This window comes from Novosphingobium sp. 63-713 (assembly GCF_001898925.1).
Lineage (GTDB): Bacteria > Pseudomonadota > Alphaproteobacteria > Sphingomonadales > Sphingomonadaceae > Novosphingobium.
The window spans coordinates 151,860-172,088 of record NZ_MKVS01000052.1 but is presented as its reverse complement, the minus strand read 5'-3'; the positions used below and the strand labels follow the sequence as shown (position 1 = coordinate 172,088).

Annotated in this window: 23 protein-coding genes; 18 read left to right on the top strand and 5 right to left on the bottom strand. The window is 64.0% G+C overall.

Annotated elements, in window-relative coordinates:
* Positions 1 to 4 precede the first annotated feature (4 nt).
* The gene (locus BGP00_RS24310; protein WP_292925924.1) at positions 5 to 760 is read right to left on the bottom strand and encodes a cyclase family protein; all 756 of its coding nucleotides are present in this window, start codon (positions 758 to 760) and stop codon (positions 5 to 7) included.
* A 103-nt stretch (positions 761 to 863) separates the two neighbouring features.
* On the opposite strand from BGP00_RS24310, the gene BGP00_RS24305 reads away from it, so the two are divergent.
* The 4 genes from BGP00_RS24305 to BGP00_RS24290 all read left to right on the top strand — a co-directional run bounded on the left by BGP00_RS24305 (position 864) and on the right by BGP00_RS24290 (position 4,660).
* The gene (locus BGP00_RS24305; RefSeq protein WP_292692165.1) at positions 864 to 1,328 is read left to right on the top strand and encodes a MarR family transcriptional regulator; all 465 of its coding nucleotides are present in this window, start codon (positions 864 to 866) and stop codon (positions 1,326 to 1,328) included.
* Between the two features lie 71 nt (positions 1,329 to 1,399).
* A complete protein-coding gene (locus BGP00_RS24300) occupies positions 1,400 to 3,706 on the top strand; it encodes a bifunctional salicylyl-CoA 5-hydroxylase/oxidoreductase (RefSeq protein WP_292692164.1) in 2,307 nt (768 codons plus the stop codon).
* An 11-nt stretch (positions 3,707 to 3,717) separates the two neighbouring features.
* On the top strand, positions 3,718 to 4,122 hold the full coding sequence (locus BGP00_RS24295) for a thioesterase family protein (RefSeq protein ID WP_292692162.1): 405 nt from the start codon (positions 3,718 to 3,720) through the stop codon (positions 4,120 to 4,122).
* Positions 4,123 to 4,210: 88 nt separating this feature from the next.
* Positions 4,211 to 4,660, top strand: coding sequence for a MarR family transcriptional regulator (locus tag BGP00_RS24290; protein ID WP_292692160.1), 450 nt, complete (start codon positions 4,211 to 4,213; stop codon positions 4,658 to 4,660).
* Positions 4,661 to 4,710: 50 nt separating this feature from the next.
* Here the strand turns inward: BGP00_RS24290 and BGP00_RS24285 are convergent, their stop codons facing one another.
* Positions 4,711 to 5,622: a fumarylacetoacetate hydrolase family protein gene (locus tag BGP00_RS24285; RefSeq protein ID WP_292692158.1), complete on the bottom strand. Its 912-nt coding sequence runs from the start codon at positions 5,620 to 5,622 to the stop codon at positions 4,711 to 4,713.
* 31 nt (positions 5,623 to 5,653) lie between these two features.
* Positions 5,654 to 6,778, bottom strand: a complete 1,125-nt coding sequence (locus BGP00_RS24280; RefSeq protein WP_292692156.1) for a cupin domain-containing protein — start codon at positions 6,776 to 6,778, stop codon at positions 5,654 to 5,656.
* Between the two features lie 139 nt (positions 6,779 to 6,917).
* On the opposite strand from BGP00_RS24280, the gene BGP00_RS24275 reads away from it, so the two are divergent.
* Together BGP00_RS24275 and BGP00_RS24270 are read left to right on the top strand one after the other, a co-directional pair.
* Complete coding sequence (locus BGP00_RS24275; RefSeq protein WP_292692155.1) at positions 6,918 to 7,859, top strand: carbon-nitrogen hydrolase family protein; 942 nt, start codon at positions 6,918 to 6,920, stop codon at positions 7,857 to 7,859.
* Positions 7,859 to 8,473, top strand: coding sequence for a flavin reductase family protein (locus BGP00_RS24270; RefSeq protein WP_292692154.1), 615 nt, complete (start codon positions 7,859 to 7,861; stop codon positions 8,471 to 8,473). The genes BGP00_RS24275 and BGP00_RS24270 overlap by 1 nt, the downstream gene beginning before the upstream one ends.
* A gap of 52 nt (positions 8,474 to 8,525) precedes the next feature.
* Here the strand turns inward: BGP00_RS24270 and BGP00_RS24265 are convergent, their stop codons facing one another.
* Both BGP00_RS24265 and BGP00_RS24260 read right to left on the bottom strand, forming a co-directional pair.
* Positions 8,526 to 9,488: an alpha/beta hydrolase gene (locus tag BGP00_RS24265; protein ID WP_168605344.1), complete on the bottom strand. Its 963-nt coding sequence runs from the start codon at positions 9,486 to 9,488 to the stop codon at positions 8,526 to 8,528.
* A 163-nt stretch (positions 9,489 to 9,651) separates the two neighbouring features.
* Positions 9,652 to 10,350 (bottom strand): pirin family protein, encoded by a 699-nt coding sequence (locus BGP00_RS24260; protein ID WP_292692152.1) that lies wholly within the window; start codon positions 10,348 to 10,350, stop codon positions 9,652 to 9,654.
* Positions 10,351 to 10,480: 130 nt separating this feature from the next.
* On the opposite strand from BGP00_RS24260, the gene BGP00_RS24255 reads away from it, so the two are divergent.
* The 12 genes from BGP00_RS24255 (at position 10,481) to BGP00_RS24200 (ending at position 20,225) form a co-directional block, all read left to right on the top strand.
* Positions 10,481 to 11,404 (top strand): LysR family transcriptional regulator, encoded by a 924-nt coding sequence (locus BGP00_RS24255; protein ID WP_292692150.1) that lies wholly within the window; start codon positions 10,481 to 10,483, stop codon positions 11,402 to 11,404.
* A 103-nt stretch (positions 11,405 to 11,507) separates the two neighbouring features.
* The gene (locus BGP00_RS24250) at positions 11,508 to 12,050 is read left to right on the top strand and encodes an AraC family transcriptional regulator (RefSeq protein ID WP_292692148.1); all 543 of its coding nucleotides are present in this window, start codon (positions 11,508 to 11,510) and stop codon (positions 12,048 to 12,050) included.
* A 20-nt stretch (positions 12,051 to 12,070) separates the two neighbouring features.
* Positions 12,071 to 12,649, top strand: coding sequence for a M17 family peptidase N-terminal domain-containing protein (locus BGP00_RS24245; protein ID WP_168605348.1), 579 nt, complete (start codon positions 12,071 to 12,073; stop codon positions 12,647 to 12,649).
* A 52-nt stretch (positions 12,650 to 12,701) separates the two neighbouring features.
* Entirely contained in the window at positions 12,702 to 13,367 is a 666-nt protein-coding gene (locus tag BGP00_RS24240) for a response regulator transcription factor (RefSeq protein WP_292692146.1), read from the top strand.
* A gap of 228 nt (positions 13,368 to 13,595) precedes the next feature.
* Entirely contained in the window at positions 13,596 to 14,255 is a 660-nt protein-coding gene (locus BGP00_RS24235; RefSeq protein ID WP_292692144.1) for a hydrolase, read from the top strand.
* Positions 14,256 to 14,348: 93 nt separating this feature from the next.
* On the top strand, positions 14,349 to 14,594 hold the full coding sequence (locus BGP00_RS24230) for a XapX domain-containing protein (protein WP_168605351.1): 246 nt from the start codon (positions 14,349 to 14,351) through the stop codon (positions 14,592 to 14,594).
* Between the two features lie 29 nt (positions 14,595 to 14,623).
* On the top strand, positions 14,624 to 16,471 hold the full coding sequence (locus BGP00_RS24225) for an amidohydrolase (RefSeq protein WP_292692141.1): 1,848 nt from the start codon (positions 14,624 to 14,626) through the stop codon (positions 16,469 to 16,471).
* A 35-nt stretch (positions 16,472 to 16,506) separates the two neighbouring features.
* Positions 16,507 to 17,382 carry a glyoxalase gene (locus BGP00_RS24220; protein WP_292692139.1) on the top strand — a complete coding sequence of 292 codons (876 nt, stop codon included), beginning with the start codon at positions 16,507 to 16,509 and terminating at the stop codon, positions 17,380 to 17,382.
* A gap of 3 nt (positions 17,383 to 17,385) precedes the next feature.
* Complete coding sequence (locus BGP00_RS24215; protein WP_292692137.1) at positions 17,386 to 17,859, top strand: DoxX family protein; 474 nt, start codon at positions 17,386 to 17,388, stop codon at positions 17,857 to 17,859.
* The gene (locus tag BGP00_RS24210) at positions 17,852 to 19,201 is read left to right on the top strand and encodes an alginate export family protein (RefSeq protein WP_292692219.1); all 1,350 of its coding nucleotides are present in this window, start codon (positions 17,852 to 17,854) and stop codon (positions 19,199 to 19,201) included. The genes BGP00_RS24215 and BGP00_RS24210 overlap by 8 nt, the downstream gene beginning before the upstream one ends.
* Before the next feature lie 15 nt (positions 19,202 to 19,216).
* Complete coding sequence (locus BGP00_RS24205) at positions 19,217 to 19,888, top strand: YoaK family protein (RefSeq protein ID WP_292692217.1); 672 nt, start codon at positions 19,217 to 19,219, stop codon at positions 19,886 to 19,888.
* A gap of 28 nt (positions 19,889 to 19,916) precedes the next feature.
* The gene (locus tag BGP00_RS24200) at positions 19,917 to 20,225 is read left to right on the top strand and encodes a GNAT family N-acetyltransferase (protein ID WP_292692135.1); all 309 of its coding nucleotides are present in this window, start codon (positions 19,917 to 19,919) and stop codon (positions 20,223 to 20,225) included.
* Positions 20,226 to 20,229: the final 4 nt, after the last annotated feature.

Below are 20,229 nucleotides of genomic sequence, written 5' to 3'. Positions count from 1 at the left end.
CGGATCAGCCTTCGACCAGCGCCAGCACGCGCAGGGGGCTGCCCGAACCGTCACGGATTTTGAGCGGGGCGGCGATCACGATGGCGCCCGTCGCGGGCAGTTGATCGAGGTTTTCAAGGCATTGCAGCCCATATTTGCCCGCGCCGTGGAACAGAGTATGCGCCGGATAGGCCGGGGTCAGCGCGAAGGCCTGCCCGGCATCGGTGCCGATGGTTTCCACGCCAAAACCGATCACATCCCGCGCGATCAGCGCCTCAACCGCGGCCGTCGACGGCCCCGGCGTATGCGGCCCGTCCGCTGCGCGGTTGGTATAGGCATCGACGTCGCGCTTTGACCAATCGGTGCGCAGCAGCACCCAGGACCCGGCGGGAATCGGGCCATGTTGCGATTCCCAGCGCTCAATGTGCTCCACCGTCAGCAGGAAATCGGCATCGGCGGCGCATTCCGCCGAAAAATCCAGCACCACGGCGGGCGCGATCAGCGGCTGAACCGGCAGACGGTCGACCGTGTTGTCGGCCAGATCCTTGCCCGTCACCCAATGCACCGGCGCGTCGAAATGGGTGCCCGTATGCTCGCCCACGGTAAAATTGTTCCAGTGCCATGCCACGCCGCGATCATCATAGCGCGAAATCTCCTGACGCGAGAAAGCCGCCGTTTGCCCGAAGGGGTCGGGCAGAACCAGCAGCGGCGTATCTTCCGAAAGCGTCTGGGTGAGATCGACAACCCGCACCGCGCCCGAGGCAAGGGATTGAGCAAGCATGTTGAGTGTGGACATAAAGGCTCCCACAGAGGATGTAGCGCGAAGGCTATCGGATAAACTTGCAGATGCAAGTATTAATTGCAGGGTATGAAGGAAAACGCAGATGAGCGAGGATTTACGCAGGCTTGGCGATCCCGGATCCGAGGAATTCCGGGTCGAGGCCTATCCCTTCTATCTGCTGAACCGCGCGGCGAGCCGGTACAATGTGGTCATCGAATCGCAATTGCGGCCGATCGGCATCGACATTCCCACATGGCGCGTGCTGATGATCCTGGGCGAACATGAGCCTTTGCCCATCGCGCAGGTTGCCAAATCGGCGGTCATCAACATTTCAACGATGATGCGCATTGTCGAACGCATGACCAAGGCCGGATTGATCACCACCCAGCCCAGCGAAACCGACGGTCGCGTCACCGAATTGCTGTTGAGCGATCTGGGGCGCGAGAAACTGGTGGCCGCGCGCGAGGCGACCTCGCCGGTCTATCACAAGGTCATTCGGGGAATCAGCGCGAGCGAATTTGCCCAATTGCTCGATTTGCTGGGGCGTCTGCACGACAATCTGGAGTAAGCGCGGGGGCAACCGAATCAACTTGCACATGCAACCAATATGTTTTAAACCTAAAGCATATTTGGAGGTGTATGATGCGTGTTGCCTGTCTGGGCGGCGGTCCCGCCGGTCTTTATTTTGCCATTTCGATGAAATTGCGCGATCCCTCGCACCAGATTGACGTTTTCGAACGCAATCGCGCGGGCGACACATTCGGCTGGGGCGTGGTCTTTTCCGATCAGACGGTCGAGAACCTGACAGCCAATGATCCCGTCAGTGCGGCCATCATCGCGGATAATTTCGCCCATTGGGACGATATCACCGTGGCGATGGGCGATGCCGAGATCACCTCATCGGGGCATGGCTTTATCGGCATCGGGCGCAAACGCCTGCTGCAAATCCTGACGGCGCGGGCGCTGGAGCTGGGCGTCCGGGTGCATTTCGAAAGCGAATTTTCCGCTGATCTGTCGACCTATGGCGATTATGACCTGATCGTGGCGGCCGATGGCATCAACAGCGCGATCCGCACGCAAAACGAGGACAAATTCGGCGTCGATATTCAAACCCGCCGCAACAAGTTCTGCTGGCTGGGCACGACGCGCCTGTTCGACGCCTTCGCCTTCCTGTTCGAAAAGACCGAGCATGGCTGGGTCTGGGCCCATGCCTATAAGTTCGACGCCACCCATTCGACCTTCATCGTCGAATGCTCGCCCGAAACTTGGGAAGGGCTGGGCCTCGACAAGATGGAGCAGAACGAGAGCATCGCCTTTTGTGAAAAGCTGTTTGCCCGCCATCTCGACGGCCATGCGCTCATCACCAATGCGGGCCATTTGCGCGGCTCGGCGGCATGGATCAATTTCCGCCGCATCCTGTGCGAGAAATGGTCCTTCGACAATGTCGTGCTGCTGGGCGATGCGGCCCATACCGCGCATTTCTCGATCGGTTCGGGCACGAAACTGGCGCTGGAGGATGCCATCAAGCTGGCGCAGGTGCTCAGCCGTCCCGGCATGGCCGATCCGGCCAATCTGCGCGAGGCTCTGGCCGAATATGAGGCCGAGCGCCATGTCGAGGTGCTTAAAATCCAGAACAGCGCGCGCAATTCGACCGATTGGTTCGAGACGCTCGACCGCTATCTCGATTTCGACCTGCCGCAATTTGCCTATTCGCTGATGACCCGTTCGCAGCGCGTGGCCCATGAAAACCTGCGCCTGCGCGACAAGGCATGGCTGGAAAGCCTCGAACGCTGGTTCTGGGCGGGCAATGAGGGGCGCAACACCCCGGTCCAGCCGATGTTCACGCCCTTTGCCCTGCGCGATCTGACGCTGGCCAATCGCGTGGTGGTGCCCCCGATGCTGACCTACAGCGCGGAACCGGACGGCCATGCGACCATGTTCCACGAGGTGCATTACGGCGCCCGCGCGCTGGGCGGGGCTGGCCTTGTCATCACCGAAATGCTGGCCGTCTCGCCCGAGGGGCGCGCCACCTCGGCCTGCCCCGGCCTATGGGAGGATGGCCAGATCGACCGCTGGCGCGCGATCAACGCCTTTGCCCATCAGCACACCGCCACCAAGACCTGCGCCCAACTGGGCCATGCGGGCGCGCGGGCCTCGTGCCGTCCGGGGCATGAAGGCTATGACGTGCCGCTCGCCGATCCCTGGCCGATCCTTTCAGCCAGCGCGCAGCCATGGCGCGAGGGCGGCCTGACGCCCGCCGCCCTGAGCGAGGCCGACATGGAGCGCATCCTTGCCGACTTCACCGCCGCCGCGCGCCGCGCCGATGCCGCCGGTTTTGACATGATCGAGCTTCAGGCGGGGCATGGCTTCCTGCTCTCCAGCTTTATCACCCCGGTGATGAACAAGCGCGAAGACGCGTATGGCGGTTCGCTGGAAAACCGCCTGCGCTTCCCGCTGCGCGTGGCCGCCGCCGTCCGCGCAACATGGCCCGCGGGCAAGCCGATGGCGGTGCGCATCTCGGCCAACGACTGGGTGGGCGCGGCGGGCGTGACCCCTGCCGAGGCTGTGGCCATTGCCGAAGCCTTCAAGGCCGTGGGCGTGGACATCATCGACGTATCGGCGGGGGAAACCGCACCGCGCGCCCGCCCCACCTACGGCCGCATGTTCCAGACCCCCTTTGCCGACCAAATCCGCAACGAGGCCCATATGCCTACCATGGCCGTGGGCAACATCACCCAGCCCGATCAGATCAACTCGATCCTGATGGCGGGCCGCGCCGATCTGGTGGCGGTGGGGCGGCCCCATCTGGTCGATCCGTCATGGACCTTGCGCGCGGCGGCGCAGGCGGGCGAGGAAGGGCAATTCGTCCCCGCCCCCTATGCCCTTGGCCAGGCGCAGGCGCGGCAACTAGCCGGGCAGGCCCGCGATACCGCAGCCCGCGCGTAAGGAGACGACGAATGCCTTTCAACCTGACCCTGCCGGTGCGTTTTGCCGATGTCGATCCGGCCGGGATCGTCTTTTACCCGCGCTATTTCGAAATGCTCAACGCGCTGGTCGAGGACTGGTTCGCCTCCTTGGGTTTCCCCTTCAAGCTGATCCATATGGAAGGCAAAATGGGCGTGCCCACGGTCCGGCTGGAGGTGGATTTCATCGCGCCCAGCGAGTTGGGCGAGAGCCTCGACCTGTCGCTGGAGATCACGAAGCTGGGCAAGAGCAGTTGCCAGTTGGCGATCAGTTTTGCCTGCGAAGGACAGGTCCGTTTGAAGGCATTGGTGGTGCTGGTCTGCATGGATCTGGGCGCGCGGCAATCGATGCCCTGGCCCGAAACCTTGCGCGATGGGATGCAGGCCTATCTCGTCTGAACGGACTTGCCGCCCGGCTCCATGCCACCTAAACGCGACAGGACGGCTCGCCCCCACCGGGCGGGCCGTTTGCCATGATGAGGGTTTGATGGACGACGGAGCGGAAAGGCGGCTGGAGCTGCGGGTGTGGATCCGCCTGCTCGATTGCGCCAAGCTGGTGGAAAAACAGCTGCGTCGCAATTTTCAGGAACAGTTCGACACCACCCTGCCCCGGTTTGATGTGCTGGCGGCGCTGGATCGCGCGCCCGACGGGCTGACCATGGGCGAGATTTCGCGCGCGCTGCTGGTGTCCAACGGCAATGTGACCTCGATCGTGCGGCAATTGAGCGAACAGGGCCTGATCGATTCCCGCCCCGACCCCAATGACCGCCGCGCCGCGATTGTCAGCATGACCGGGGCGGGCCGCGCCTATTTCAAGACGCTGGCCGATGCGCACAGCCGCTGGGTGCATGAGGCGCTGTCCTGCTTTCCCGGCGACCATCAGGCGCAACTGCTCGCCCTGCTCGATCAGCTCAAGACATCGATCCGCGCGCAATAAAAAAGGGGGCCGTCTGCACGGCCCTCCAGTCGGGAGAGGAAATCTTTGCCTCAGCCCGCCACGACCGGATGGCGCAGCGTGCCTATGCCTTCGACCGTGGCCACGATGATGTCGCCCGGCCAGACCCATTCCTGCGGGTCCATGCCCGCGCCAACGCCGGCGGGCGTGCCCGTGGCGATGATGTCGCCCGGCTCCAGCGTGATGCCCTGCGAAATGTCGGCCACCAGTTCATCGACCTTGAAAAGCATATAGGCGGTATTGCTGCGCTGCTTTTCCACGCCATTGACGGTCAGCCACAGGTCGAGCGTCTGGGGATCGGGGATTTCATCGGCGGTGACAACGCAAGGGCCCATGGGCGCAAACGTGTCCTGGCCCTTGGAGTAAATCCACTGGCCCGCACGGCGGCAATCGCGCGCGCTCATGTCGATGCAGACGGTATAGCCGAACACATAGTTCAGCGCCTTGTCGCGCGAGACGCCCTTGGCCCGCGTGCCGATGATCGCGGCCAGTTCGACCTCCCAGTCAAGCTGCTGGGTGATGGCGGCATTATGGACGATGGCGTCATCCGGGCCGATCACGGACGTCGGCGGCTTGGAGAAGATCACCGGCTGACGCGGCAATTCGGGCGAGGTGTCGAGCGACTTGGCGCTTTCGGCCACGTGTTCGGTGTAATTCAGGCCAATACCGAAGATGTTCTTGCGCGGGCGCGGGATCGGGGCCAGCAATTTGACATTGGCGACGGGTTGGGCGGTGCCGATGGGAAAAACGCCCTCGGCCTCGTTAATCAGCTTGCTGGTGATCGCCACGGCCTGCGGGCCAAGGTCGATGAATTCCAGCATGGTCGAGGGCAGCGGCACGCCGCATTCCTCGCCGAACATTTCCAGATCGAGGACCAGATCCCCGACCAGAGCGCCAAGGCGCGCTTCGGCCTCGACGTGAGAACGATAGGTAACAAGACGCATCAGCTATTCCTTGAGGTGTCAGGAGAGGAATTCAGGCGAGAACGGGCTGGTGGCCGTGGTTTTCGCCAAAGGCTTCTTCGCGATAGATGCCCAAAGAGCGCATCACCGGCAGATCGTTGAAGGTGAACAGGCAGGCGTCATCCGTGTCGGACAGATTGACATGTTCATGCCAGCACCAGCTTGGCACGACGAAAATGTCGCGCTCCTGCCAATCGAAGCGCTGGCCATTGATGATCGAATAGCCGCGCCCCTTGGCGCATTGATAGACGAAGCTGCCGGTGTGGCGGTGGGCCTTGGTGTGCTGGCCTGCGCGCAGCATCTGCATCGAGGCGCCGATGGTCGGCATCACCGGCCCGCCCGTATGCGGGTTCACATATTCCATCAGCAGCCCGTCATAGGGCGAGCCTTCCGACACGGCGGCATAGCGCAGCAGCGCCTCATAGGTCGGCCCCCATTCATATTTGAGCAGCGGCGAATAGGGCCTGGCCCATTGCACCCCGGCGGCGCGCAGCGCCGAGCCCGCCCACATGCCCAGCGAGTCATTGACCGGGAAGGAAATCGCCTGCTGAAGCTCGGGGTGGACCTCGTAAAAATTGGCGTCCAGCGCGTTCATCAGCGGAATATCCAGCCCGTCCTGCCAAATGCAGACCGTGCCATCCTCCGACACGCCATGCTCATGCCAGGTGCCATTGGGGGTCAGCACAAAGTCATTGGCGCCCAGCGTCATCTTGTGCCCGTCGACATTGGTGAAGGCGCCGCTGCCCTCCATGATGAAGCGCAGCGCCGAGGCCGAATGGCGGTGGCTCGACGCGCATTCGCCCGGCCCCATCACTTGCAGGCCGGAATAGAGCCAGCCCACGGCCGCCACCACATCGGCCCGTCCCGGATTTTCCAGATAGACCACGCGCCGTCCCGCCTGCTCGGGCGTCACCAGTTCGAGCGAGCGCAGCACGTCCTCGCGCAGGTCCTTGTACCGCCACAGATAGGGCACCGAAGTCGAGGCCGGTTCCCACGGCTCGATCTTGTTGGCCACCGTCCACAGCGCTCCTGTACCAAGCGATTGCAATCGCTGATAATAGGCGACAAGCTCGGGCGTATCGGCAACATTGGCGCGACCGATGATCTCTTCGCGGTACTGGTCATATGTGCTGGCCATGGGCAGGCTCCTGAAGGACGTTGGGCTGCGTGATAGTATAGGTTTAAAATATCTTGGCGAAACTGTCAAATGCAAGTAAATTACCTTTCAGCCTCTCTCCGGCTTTCCCCTCTCACTCGTGCAAAAGCTGAGGAAAATCATGACGCAAGCCTTCACCGCCGCTGTCGTTCAGGCCGCATCCCTGCCCACCGACTCGATGGGCGCCGCCGCCAAGGCCGCAGGGCTGATCGCGCAGGCCAGCGCGAAAGGCGCGAAGATCATCGTGTTTCCCGAGGCATTCCTGGGCGGCTATCCCAAGGGCGCGTCCTTCGGCACGCCGGTGGGCATGCGCAAGCCCCAGGGACGCGAGGATTTCCGCGCCTATCATGAGGCCGCCATCGACCTGAACGGCCCCGAAGTGGCCACGATTGCCGAGGCCACCGCCGCCACCGGCGCCTTTGTCGTGATGGGCGTGATCGAGCGCGATGGGGCCACGGTCTATTGCACCGCGCTGTTCTTCGATGGTGAAAAGGGCCTGATTGCCAAGCACCGCAAGCTGATGCCGACCGGCGCGGAGCGGTTGATCTGGGGCTTTGGCGATGGTTCGACCATGCCGGTCATCGACACGCCACTGGGGCGGATCGGGGCTGTGATCTGCTGGGAAAACTATATGCCGATGCTGCGCATGGCGATGTATGACCAAGGCGTCACGCTCTATTGCGCCCCCACCGCCGATGACCGCGACGGCTGGGCCAGCACGATGCGCCATATCGCGCTGGAGGGCCGCTGCTTCGTGCTTTCGGCCTGTCAGCATATCACGCGCGGGGCCTATCCGGCGGACTATGACTGCGCGCTGGGCGACGATCCGGAAACGGTGCTGATGCGCGGCGGGTCGATGATCGTCGATCCGCTGGGCAATGTGCTGGCCGGGCCGGATTATGCGGGCGAAACGATCCTGTATGCGCAGATCGATCCGGCCGAAGTGATCCGTGGCAAATATGATTTCGACGTGGCCGGTCATTACGCCCGCCCGGATGTGTTTCAGTTGAAGGTCGATGTCGCCCCCAAGCGCCCCGTCGCCCGCATCGGAGACGAAGGCTGATGGAGTTCGACTTTTCGCAAGTGGCCGGGCCAGACCGTTATAAGCTGATGGCCGCCTCGATCACCCCGCGCCCCATCGCGTGGATCACATCGCAATCGGCACAGGGCGCGCGCAATGCCGCGCCCTACAGCTTCTTTGCGATGATGAGCGCCGAGCCGCCGCTCCTCGCCATCGGGCTGATGCGCCGCCCGGACGGCACCTATAAGGACAGCGCGGCCAATATATTGGAAACGGGCGAATTTGTCGTCAACCTTGTGGCCGAGCATGATGCGGAGGCCATGAACCTGACCTGCATCGACGCCCCGCCGTGCGAGGATGAAATCGCACTGGCGAGCATCGAAACCGCGCCCTCCACCGCCATCGCCCCGCCCCGCATCGCCACCGCTCCGGTCAGCATGGAATGCCGCCTGTATAACAGTATGGACGCAGGCCAATCGACCATCGTGCTGGGCGAAGTGTTGCGCTTTCACATTCAGGACCGGTTTGTCGATGCGCAGAAATTGCATGTCGATACGCTGGCGATGAATCTCATCGCGCGTATGCATGGCGCAGGCTGGTACACGCGCAGCACCGATCTGTTGCAGATGGCCCGCCCCAGTTGGGCGGATCGCTGAAACGCGAAAGGGCGGCGGCATGAACCCATGCCGCCGCCCGATCAACCCGCCATCAACCCTTGATAAAGGCCAGAATATCGCGGTTCAGCACATCGGCATGGGTGGTCAACATGCCGTGGGGATAGCCGGGATAGATCTTGAGCGTGTTGTTGCGGATCAGCTTGGCCTGCAAATGGGCCGATGCGGCCACCGGCACGATCTGGTCATCATCGCCATGCTGGATCAGCACCGGCACGCTGATCGCCTTCAGATCCTCGGTCTGGTCGGTTTCGGAAAAGGCCTTGATGCTGTCATACTGGGCCTTGGCGCCGCCCATCATGCCCTGGCGCCACCAATTCTGACGGATCGCCTCATTCACGCTCTGGCCCGGGCGGTTGAAGCCGTAAAAGGGCACCGGCACATTCCAGAAGAAATCCGCCCGGTTGTCCACCAGCGCCTTGCGGAAGCCGTCGAACACCGACATCGGCAAGCCACCCGGATAGGCCGCGGTCTTGAGCATGATCGGCGGCACCGCGCCCACCAGCACCGCCTTGGCCACGCGCCCTTCGCCATAGCGGGCCACATAGGCCGCCACCACGCCGCCGCCGGTCGAATGGCCGATATGCACCGCATCATGCAGGTCCAGATGGCGTACCAGAACGGCGGTGTCGCGGGCATAGGTGTCCATGTCATTGCCGTCCATCGTCTGGCTGGAGCGGCCATGGCCGCGCCGGTCAAAAGCGATCACGCGAAAGCCCTGTTCGAGGAAGAACATCATCTGCGCATCCCAATCGTCCGCCGTCAGCGGCCAGCCATGGTGAAAGACGATGGGCTGTCCGGTGCCCCAGTCCTTGTAATAGAGCCGCGCGCCATCGGGCGTGGTCACATAGCCATCGCCAACGCGCGCGCTGTTGGCCGCCTTGGTCGGGACAGCGGCCAGCGTGGGGGTCTGGCTGACCAGCGCGGCGGTGCCGGCCACGGCGCCGACGGTGGTGAGCAGATGACGGCGGGAAAGATCCTGAGCAGCTTGGGTCATGATACACCTCGGGGGAAGGAAGATGGAAAGGGAATGACGGGGAAAGTGACAGGTATGGCTCGCCCTCGCTTGGCGATCCGCATGCGATTTTGGATAATTCGGAGATATTCAGGCCGTGTTTCCGGCCAGTGGGGCGGGGCCGAAACCCCGCCCTGATCCGGCATCAGGCCGCGTCGACCAGAACGATCTCGCTGTCCTCGATGGCCGTGACGCGCAGCACTTCGACATCGCTGATCGCCACGCCGTCGCGGGCCTTGATCGTCTGGTCCTCAATCCGCACCGCGCCAATGGCGGGCACCAGATAGGCCTTGCGGTTTCCGCCCAGCGGATATTCCGCAGTTTCACCGGCCTTCAAAGTGGCGCCCACCACGCGGGCATTGGTGCGGATCGGCAGAGCGTCAGCGTCTTCGGCATAGCCGCTGGCCAGCGTTACGAAATGGCCCGAACGTTCGCCCTTGGGGAAAGGCTTGGCGCCCCATTGCGGCGCATCGCCCTGATGGGTGGGGATGATCCAGATCTGGAAGATCCTGGTCGTGATATCCTCAAGGTTATATTCCGAATGGCGGATGCCGGTGCCTGCGCTCATCACCTGGACGTCGCCGGCCTCGGTGCGGCCCTTGTTGCCCAGATTGTCCTGATGGGTGATCGCGCCTTCGCGGACATAGGTGATGATTTCCATGTCGCGGTGGGGGTGCGGCGGAAAACCGGTGCCGGGCGCAATCGTGTCATCGTTCCACACGCGCAGGTTGCCCCAGTGGACGCGGGCCGGATCGTGATATTCGGCAAAGGAAAAGTGGTGGTGCGCGTCCAGCCAGCCATGGTTGGCCGCGCCAAGGGTTTCAAAGGGACGATGTTCGATCATGGGTTATCTCCTGTGGGGCGTATCGGGGGAGCGCCCTTGCTGAAAACCGATTTAGCCCTTGCGACCTGTTCTGATCAGAGGGATAAAATGATCGGTAACGTTCGAGAAAATGGAAAAGCGAGATTCGCGCATGAACAATCCGGGCACGCCGACCTTTGACCAGTTGCGCATTTTCCTCACCATCGTGGACACCGGCAGCTTTGCCGCCGCCGCGCGCAAGCTCAACCGCGCGGTCTCGGTTATCTCCTATGGCATCGCCAATCTGGAGGCGCAGCTTGGCCTGACCCTGTTCGACCGCGAGGGCACGCGCAAACCGACACTGACCGTGGCCGGGCGGGCGCTGCTCTCCGAGGCGCGCGGGGTGGCGCAGGGCATCGACGCCCTGCGCGCCAAGGTCAAAGGGCTGCTCGACGGGCTGGAGGCCGAGGTCGATCTGGCGGTGGACGTGATGCTGCCCACGGACCGGCTGGGGCGCATCCTGCGGGCCTTTCGCGCGCAATTTCCCACCGTGCAATTGCGCCTGCATGTCGAGGCGCTGGGCGCGATCACGGCGCTGGTGCTGGACGGCAAGGCGGTGATCGGCCTGTCGGGCCCGCTGTTCGCCGGGGTCGAGGGGCTGGAAAGCGTCAATGCCGGATCGGTGCCCATGGTGCCGGTGGCCGCGCCCGATCATCCGCTGGCGCAGATGGACCCGATCCCCCCCGGCGCTGGGCGTGATTATATCCAGCTCGTGCTGACCGACCGTTCGCGCTTTACCGAGGGGCAGGATTTCTCGGTGCTGTCGCCGCGCACATGGCGTCTGGCCGATCTTGGCGCCAAACATGCGCTGCTGCGCGAAGGGATCGGGTGGGGCAACATGCCCCTGCCGATGATCGAGGACGATCTGACCACCGGCACGCTCAGCCGCCTAGTGATGCCCGATCATCCGGGCGGCACCTATCGCTTTGCCGGGATCTGGCGGCGCGACACACCCCCCGGTCCGGCGGCGGCCTGGCTGATCGAACAATTTGTAAATACGGCCGAAAACGGGGCGGACGATTTGCCCGATATCTGACGCAAGCCTCTTTTGGGGGGAATTTCCTCCCCCGGATCGGGCTTGGCGCGCGGGCGCCCTGTGCCATGTTGGGCATCGACAGCAAGCACAGGATCCGGCGAAAATGACCCCGACATTGGCCCGCACACCGCCTCTTGCCGAAATCGCCCGCATCCCCGAACTGATCGAGGGCGCGCGGCGGTTTCTGGACGAAGACGTGCATATGGCCCGCCATTATCTGGAGCGGATTTCGGCGCTTTTCGCGCCTGCCCCTTCCGGCCCGATCTATCTGGCCGAAAGGCCCGCCCCGCCCCCTGCCCCGGTCAAGGGCGGGCTGGCGGCATGGCAGATGCAAAAGGTGCTGGCCTATGTCGAAAGCCATCTGGACAAGACGCTTTCGACCGAGGAACTGGCCGGAGTGACGCGGCTGTCCACCGGCCATTTCTGCCGCGCGTTCAAGGCCAGCATGGGCGAAACGCCCCATGGCTTCATCATGCGCCAGCGGATCCGCCGCGCCCAGATCCTGATGGTGCAAAGCCGCGAAACGCTCTCGCAGATCGCCATTGCCTGCGGTCTGACCGATCAGGCCCATCTGACCCGCCTGTTCCGCCGCACCACCGGCACCACGCCGATGCAATGGCGCCGCCACTGGCAGGGCGAGATCTGAAACCGGAGCGGAGATCCTCGATGCCCCCGATACCGCCGCGCCCGCTGGGCCAATACCGGCATGTGCGCTTTGTCGCCGCCCAGATCGCGATTGAGGCCCCGGTCGATCTGCTGATCGTGGGAATGCAGGAAAAGGATGGAGGGCGCAGCGGGGCCGAACAGGTCGACCGCGCGCTGCACGGCACGCTGGGGCGGCTGCGCGCGGGCGGGATCTTTACCGGCATGGCGGGCGAGGAACTGACGCTCTGGGCGCCGCCCGCGCCGATCGGGGCGCGCTCGCTGATGCTGATCGGGCTGGGCGCTGGTCTGGCGGGCGATCCGTTGCGGATCGGGCGGCTGACCCGCCAGGCGATGCGCAGCACGCTTTGCACCCATGCGCGCAAGGTGGCCTGTCTGCTCGGCTGGAACGGGCTGGATATTGCCGAGGAGGGAATCGAGGAGATTGCGGCGGCGATGATGCGCGGCGCGCTTCTGGCGCTGGACGGGCTGGAAACCCCGCCCCGCCCCATCGAATGGATTTTCGACATTCGCAACGGTCAGGCCCAGCGCACCGCCGCCGCGCTGGAAAATGCTCTGGCAACATGGCATTCCCCGGAATGAGGCGCATCGCGCCATTGTTGCAAGCAGGATCACCAGGGTTAACGGCCAGACCATGCCATTCCATGCTCCAGACGGGCTTTACGCCCCGCGCGCCGCGCGTCCGCCGATCTCGGTGATGCTGGTGGATGATCACCTGCTGCTGCGCGAAGGCGTGCGCGCGGTGATCGGCACCCAGCCCGACATCACCATCGCGGGCGAGGCCGAGGATGGCGCGCAGGCCATCGCGCTCTATGAGCGGCTGCGGCCCGATGTGGTGCTGATGGACCTGCAGATGCCCGACATGTCTGGGGTGGAGGCCATCGAGGCGATTCGCCGCGGCGATCCGGGCGCGCGCATCATCGTGCTGACCACCTTTTCGGGCGACGGGCGCGCGATCAAGGCCCTGCGCGCGGGCGCCATGGGCTATCTGCTCAAGGCCAGCCTGCGCAAGGAACTGCTCGATGCGATTCGTTCGGTGTTCAACGGCGGCAAGCATCTGGACGCGCAGGTGGCGACCGCCATTGCGCTGCATGTGCTGGACGATGATCTGACCGAGCGCGAACTGGCGGTGCTGACACTGGCGGCGGCGGGCAATTCGAACAAGCAGATCGCCGCGCGCATCGGCCTGTCGGAGGAGACCGTCAAAGGCCATATGAAACAGGCCTTTGCCAAGCTGGGCGCGGCCGACCGCACCCATGCGGTGACCATTGCGGCCAAGCGGGGCCTGATCGAAATCTGAGGCCGCGCGGCGTCATCCAGCGCCCAATCACGTCAAGCCTGTGCAAGACGCAAACCGGCGGCTGCCCCTAGTCTGCGCCGCGTTCGACCTTGCATGCCTTTGTGGCGGCAGGGCCGTTCATTCGAAAAAATCGAACAAACCGTCCGATCTTATCTCACTTACCTGAATTCATCGACCGGCATAACTTGCCCTCACAGCAACGATGCTGGCCCAACAAAGGATCCCCCGATGACCATCACCGCCACCCCGACCCCCGGCAAGAGCCTGATTTCGCCCAAGGATCACACGCTGGTCCTGATCGACTTCCAATCGCAGATGGCCTTTGCCACCAAGTCCATCGCCACCGAAGTGCTGCGCAGCAATGCCGCGCTGGTCGCCAATGCCGCCGCCTCGTTTGGCGTCTCCACCATCCTGACCACGGTGGCCGAAAAGAGCTTTTCCGGCCCGATGTTCAACGAAATCACCGATGCCTTTCCCGGCCAGCCGCTGCTCGACCGCACCAGCATGAACACCTGGGAAGACGCCGCCGTGATTGAGGAAGTGAACCGCATCGGCAAGGAGCGCATCATCTTTGCAGGGCTTTGGACCAGCGTCTGCATCGTCGGTCCGGTGGCATCGGCCATCGATCAGGGTTTTGACGTCTATTTCATCGCCGACGCCTGCGGCGACATTTCGGCCGAGGCCCATGAACGCGCCGTCCAGCGCATGATCCAGCTTGGCGCCAAGCCGATGACCTCGCTGCAATATATGCTTGAGCTTCAGCGCGACTGGGCGCGGGCCGAAACCTATGACAGCACCACCGGCATCGCCCGCCAGTGGGGCGGCGCCTATGGCCTGGGCATCACCTATGCCAAGACGATGTTCGGCGCGTCCGAAGGCGGACACTAAGCCGACCGGGACCGGCCTGCGGCGCACTCCGCCCAATCCCCCCAAGACGCAGGCCGGTCCCGACTTTTCCTCCTTGGTTCAGGAGCTCCCCCGATGAAACTTTATCTCCTCTCGCTGGGCGCCGGATTGCTGGTGGGCGTGATCTACAGCCTGCTGGGCGTGCGTTCGCCAGCGCCGCCGATCATCGCGCTGGTGGGCCTGCTGGGCATTCTGGCCGGCGAACAACTGGTGCCGATTGCCCGCCGCGCGATTCAGGGACAGGATGTCGCCTGTTATATCCGCGGCAATTGCGCCGATCATGTGCTGGGCCAATTGCCCGGAAACCCTGACAAAAACTAATCCCTTTCCCCCAACCGGAGCCTTCCCCCATGGCCGACCTGATCATCACCAACGCCAAGGTTTCCACCCTTGACCGCGAAAACCCCGAGGCCGAAGCCATCGCCATCCGCGACGGCAAATTCCTGGCCGTGGGCAGCGAAAAGGATGTGCGCGCCGCCGTCCTGCCCGATGCGCAGGTGATCGATGCGGGCCGCCGCCGCGTGATCCCCGGCCTGATCGACAGCCATATGCACATCATCCGGGGCGGGCTGAATTTCAACATGGAGCTGCGCTGGGACGGCGTGCCCTCGCTCTCGGAAGCGATGGCGATGCTGAAAGCTCAGGTTGACCGCACCCCCGCCCCGCAATGGGTGCGCGTGGTGGGCGGTTTCACCGAGCACCAGTTTGCCGAAAAGCGCCTGCCCACGCTGGCCGAGCTGAACGCCGTGGCGCCCGATACGCCGGTGTTCATCCTGCACCTCTATGACCGCGCGCTGCTCAATGCCGCCGCGCTGCGGGTGGTGGGCTATACCAAGGACACGCCCAACCCTCCAGGCGGCGAGATTGTCCGCGACAGCATGGGCAACCCCACCGGGCTCTTGCTGGCCCAGCCCAATGCGACGATCCTCTATTCGACGCTGGCCAAGGGGCCGAAGCTGCCGCAGGAGTACCAGCTCAACTCCACCCGCCATTTCATGCGTGATGTCAATGCCTTGGGCGTAACGGGCGTGATCGACGCGGGCGGCGGGTCGCAGAATTATCCCGACGATTACGAAATCATCGAAAAGCTGCATCAGGACGACCAACTGACCGTCCGCATCAGCTATAACCTCTTCACGCAAAAGCCGAAAGAGGAACTGGCCGATTTCTCCGGCTGGGTGAAACAGGTGACGCCGGGCCAAGGCGATGACACCTATCGCCATAATGGTGCGGGCGAAATGCTGGTCTATTCCGCCGCCGATTTTGAAGATTTCCGCGCGCCCCGCCCCGACATGCCCCCCAGCATGGAGGGCGACCTTGAACCCGTCATTCGCCTCTTGGCCGAACACCGCTGGCCATGGCGCCTGCACGCCACCTATGACCAGACGATCAGCCGCGCGCTCGATGTCTATGAAAAGGTGAACCGCGATATTCCGCTGACCGGCATCAACTGGTTCTTTGACCATGCCGAAACCATCAGCGACCGCAACATTGACCGCATCGCGGCCCTTGGCGGCGGCATCGCGGTCCAGCACCGCATGGCGTTTCAGGGCGAATATTTCGTCGAGCAATATGGCGCAAAAGCCGCCGAACGCACGCCTCCGATCAACAAGATGATCGCGGCCGGCATCCCGGTGGGCGCCGGCACCGACGCCACCCGCGTCGCCAGCTATAATCCGTGGGTCTCGCTGTCATGGCTGGTCACGGGGCGCACGTTGGGCGGATTGCGGCTCTATCCTTCGGCCAACCGCGTTTCGCGCGACAAGGCTCTGGCCATGTGGACCCATGAAAACACGTGGTTTTCCAATGAAGTGGGCAAGAAGGGCCAGATCAAGGCGGGCCAACTGGCCGATCTTGCCATCCTGTCCGACGATTATTTCACCGTGCCCGAACATGAAATCGTCCATATCCGCTCTGTCCTGACCCTGCTGGGCGGCAAGGTGGTGCATGGCGAGGGTAAATATGAGCCGCTGGCCCCCGCCCTGCCCCGCGCGATGCCCGACTGGTCGCCGGTCGCCACCTTTGGCGGATACCACAAGACCCGCGAGGCCCGCGCGAAACTGGCATCGGCCTGCGCCTGTCATTCCTCCTGCGCGGTCCATGGCCATGACCATGCCGCCGCCCTTGGCGCCAGCGTTCCGGCCGGTGATCCCCAAAGCTTCTGGGGTGCACTGGGCTGCGGCTGCTGGGCCGTCTGATCCTCTTCCCCCTTTTTTCAATGGAGTCCCCCGCCATGAAATCTCTCGCTTTTACCATCGCTCTCGTTCTGGCCGCCCCCGCCGCCGCAAAACCTGTCACCACCCCGGACGTCGGCGTCGCCCCGCAATATGACACCACCCATGTCTATGTGCCCGAAGGCGATTTTGACCGCTTCGTCGCCAGTTTCTCGGCCACTTTCGGCGGCACTACCAGCAAGCAGGGCACCTTTCAGGTCACCCCCACCCCCAGCCTCACCAAATCGCAACTCGTGCTGACGCCTGCGGGCACGGTGTCGGTGTTCGGTTTTAAAACGCCGATCCCCTATCCCTTTGGCGATGAGCGCACCGGCTATCTGGTGACCGATATGGACAAGGCCGTGGTGGCCGCGCGGCGTCATGGCGCGATCCGCCGCCTCAATGATTTTCCCGATCCCATCGGCCGCGATGTCGTCATCCAATGGCCGGGCGGGGTGAACATGCAGCTTTATTGGCACACCGCCACGCCGCATTATGCGCCGCTGTCCACCATCCCGGAAAACCGCATCTATCTGACCGCCGATGCGGCCGATGCTTTCCTCAAAAGCTGGGGCGGCTATGCCCATGCAAGCATCACGGCAGACGACCGCAAGGCCCCCGGCGCCGAAGTGGGCCAGACCGGCAAGACCATCCGCCGCGTTTCCCTCACCAGCAACTATGGCAAGATGGTGGTCTTTGTCTCGGACGGCCAACTCCCCTGGCCCTATGGCCGCGACATGACCGGCTATCAAGTCGCGGATCTCGCCGCCACGCTGGACAAGGCCAAGGCCAATGGCGCCGAACTGCTGGTCGCCCCCTACACCGTCGGCGCGCGCCAGAGCGCGATTGTCCGCTTCCCCGGCGGCTATATCGCCGAAGTGCATCAGGGCGCCTGAGCCATGGATACGCGCCCAGACTTCACCCACCGCGACCCCGCCATGATCGACGCCATTCTGGAATGGCCGATGACATGGACCATCGCCCGCCTCGCGCTGGTGGGGCCTTATCTGCTGGGTGGGATCGTCAAATTGAGCGACCTTCCCGCCGCCGCCGCCGAACAGGCCCATTTCGGGCTGAACCCGCCCGCGCTCTGGGCCGCGATCACGATTGCGGTCGAACTGATCGGGCCGCTGCTGGTGCTTTCGGGGCGGCTGGTGTGGCTGGGGGCGGGGATGCTGGGCGTTTTCACGCTGCTGGCGGCCTGCGTGGCCAATGCCTTCTGGGCGATGCCCGCCGGGCAGGACCGCTTTATGGCCACCAATGCCTTTTTCGAACATATCGGCCTGATCGGCGGCTTCGTGCTGGTCGCGCTGGTTTCGGAAAGAGCGCAGCGCCGTGACGGAACAGGCCAGGATCGGACTGACCGTGCGTAAACTTGCCTGCCTCGCGCTGCCTTGCGCCTTGCTGGGCGCCTGCCCCGCCTCGGCCCAACAGGCGCGTGAGGCATGGCAGGCCCCCACCCTGTCCATCACCCGCTATGACGAGGACTGGTCCGATCTGGCCGATGCCGAAAAGCGCGCCCATCATTGGACCGGACCTTTCAAATACGTTCCGATCACCGATGACGTCTGGCTCTCGACCGGCGCCGAACTGCGCCTGCGCAGCGAAAGCCTGAGCGGCAATCAATGGGGCAGCGCGCCCGACCAGACCTATCTGTGGGCGCGCGCCCTGCCCTATGCCGACCTGCATGCGGGCAAGTTTCGCGCCTTCGTGCAACCCATGGCCACATTCGCCACCGGCGTCGAACCCGCGGCCAGCCCCACCGACCAAAGCCGCCTCGATCTGCTTCAGGCCTTTGCCGAGGCCGATCTTGGCCCCGTCACCCTGCGCGGCGGGCGGCAGATGGTCTCGCTGGGCACGGAACGGTTGATCGGCACGCGCTATGGCCCCAACACGCCGCTGGCCTTTGACGGGGCGCGGGCGGTGGTGCGCATCGGCGCGGCCTCGGTCAGCCTGCTGGCGCTGCATCCGGTGCAGGCGGGCCTGCGCGATTTCGACGACCATACCTCGGCCACCAAGGGCCTGTGGGGCGCCTATGCGGTGCTGCCGGGCTGGGATATCTATTATCTGGCCTATCGCAACCGCACCGCCCGTTTCGGCGGGATCACGGGCCATGAACTGCGCCATTCCATCGGTTTGCGCAGCCATGGCACGCGCGGCCAACTGCACTGGAATGTCGAGGGCGTCGCGCAATTCGGCCAATTCGCGGGCCAGAACATAGGTGCATGGACGCTGGGCACCGAGGTCGGCCTTGCCCTGCCCCATGCCATGGACGCCACCATGCGCGTCAACATCATCAGCGGCGACGGCAAGGCCGGAGACGGCCATCTGGGCACGTTCAACGCGCTGTTTCCCAAGGGCAAATATTTCGGCGAACTGTCCCCCGTCGGCCCGGCCAACATCGTCAACCTAAATCCGCGTTTCAGCGCGCAGATCGCCCCCAAGGTCTCGGCCAGCCTGGCCGCCATGGCCTTCTGGCGCTATTCGCGCGGCGATGGCGTCTATGACATTCCGGGCAATATGATCCGCAGCGCCGGTGCGGGCCACTCCCGCTTCATAGGCGGCGGCGGCGAGGCTGTCGTGGCTTGGCAGGCGACCGCCGAACTGGAATTGTCCTCCTCTTTCTCGGTGTTTGCACCCGGCGCCTTCCTGCGCGAAACGGGATCGACGCGCACCACCACCATGCTGGGCCTTCAGGCCAATTTCCGCTTCTAAGGAACCCCCGCCATGATGCGATCCTCTTCCTCTCCGCTGCCCGGCCTGCTCCTGATGCTTTCGGCCACGACGGGCCTTGTCGATGCCGTCTCGGTGCTGGGGCTGGGCAAGGTGTTTACGGCCAATATGACCGGCAATATCGTCTTTCTGGGCTTTGCCGCCGTGGGCACGCCCGGTTTTGCCATCAAGCCCTATCTGGTGGCGCTGCTCACCTTTCTGATCGGCGCGCTGGTGGCCGGGCGGATCGGCCAGTCTCTGGGCAGGCGCCCGCTGCGCCAATGGCTGCTGGCCGCCGCCGGGATCGAGGGCGCGCTGCTGGCGCTGGCGGCGATCTGCGCGCTGGCATCGGCGCCCTGGATCGACGCGATCATCGCGCTCACCGCGCTGGCCATGGGCTTTCGCAATGCTACGATCCGGATGCTCAAAGTGCCCGATCTGACCACCACGGTGCTCACCCTGACGCTGACCGGAATTGCCGCCGATTCCCCGCTGGCGGGCGGCACCGGCCCCAATCTGCCCCGCCGCATCGCCGCTGTGGCCAGCATCTTTGCAGGCGCTGCCGTCGGCGCGCTGATGGTCACGCACTGGGGGCTTGCCTTGCCTCTCGCGCTGGCTGCGGGCATGGTGGTGCTGGGCACGATGCTGTGCGTGGCCCATCCCGCCGCCGCCCTTGTTCACAATCCCTGACAATCCCCCATTCCCGAAAGGCGAAATCATGCCCGCCTCCACTTCTGCCCCCACTCCCGCTGACGTCCGCCACAATCCCGCGCAGAACCGCTTTGAATTGCCGATCGAGGGCGATGTGCTGGCCATCTGTGTCTATCGCCGCGACGAAGAAGGGCGCTATGTCCTGCTCCACACCGAGGTTCCCGATGAATATGCCGGACAGGGTCTGGCCTCGACGCTGGCCAAGGGCCTGTTCGCCATGGCTCGCGCGCAGGGTTTCTCGCTGGTCCTGCGCTGCCCCTATATGGCGGCATGGTATGCGCGCCACCCTGACTATGCCGATGTCGTCGCGGGCTAAACGC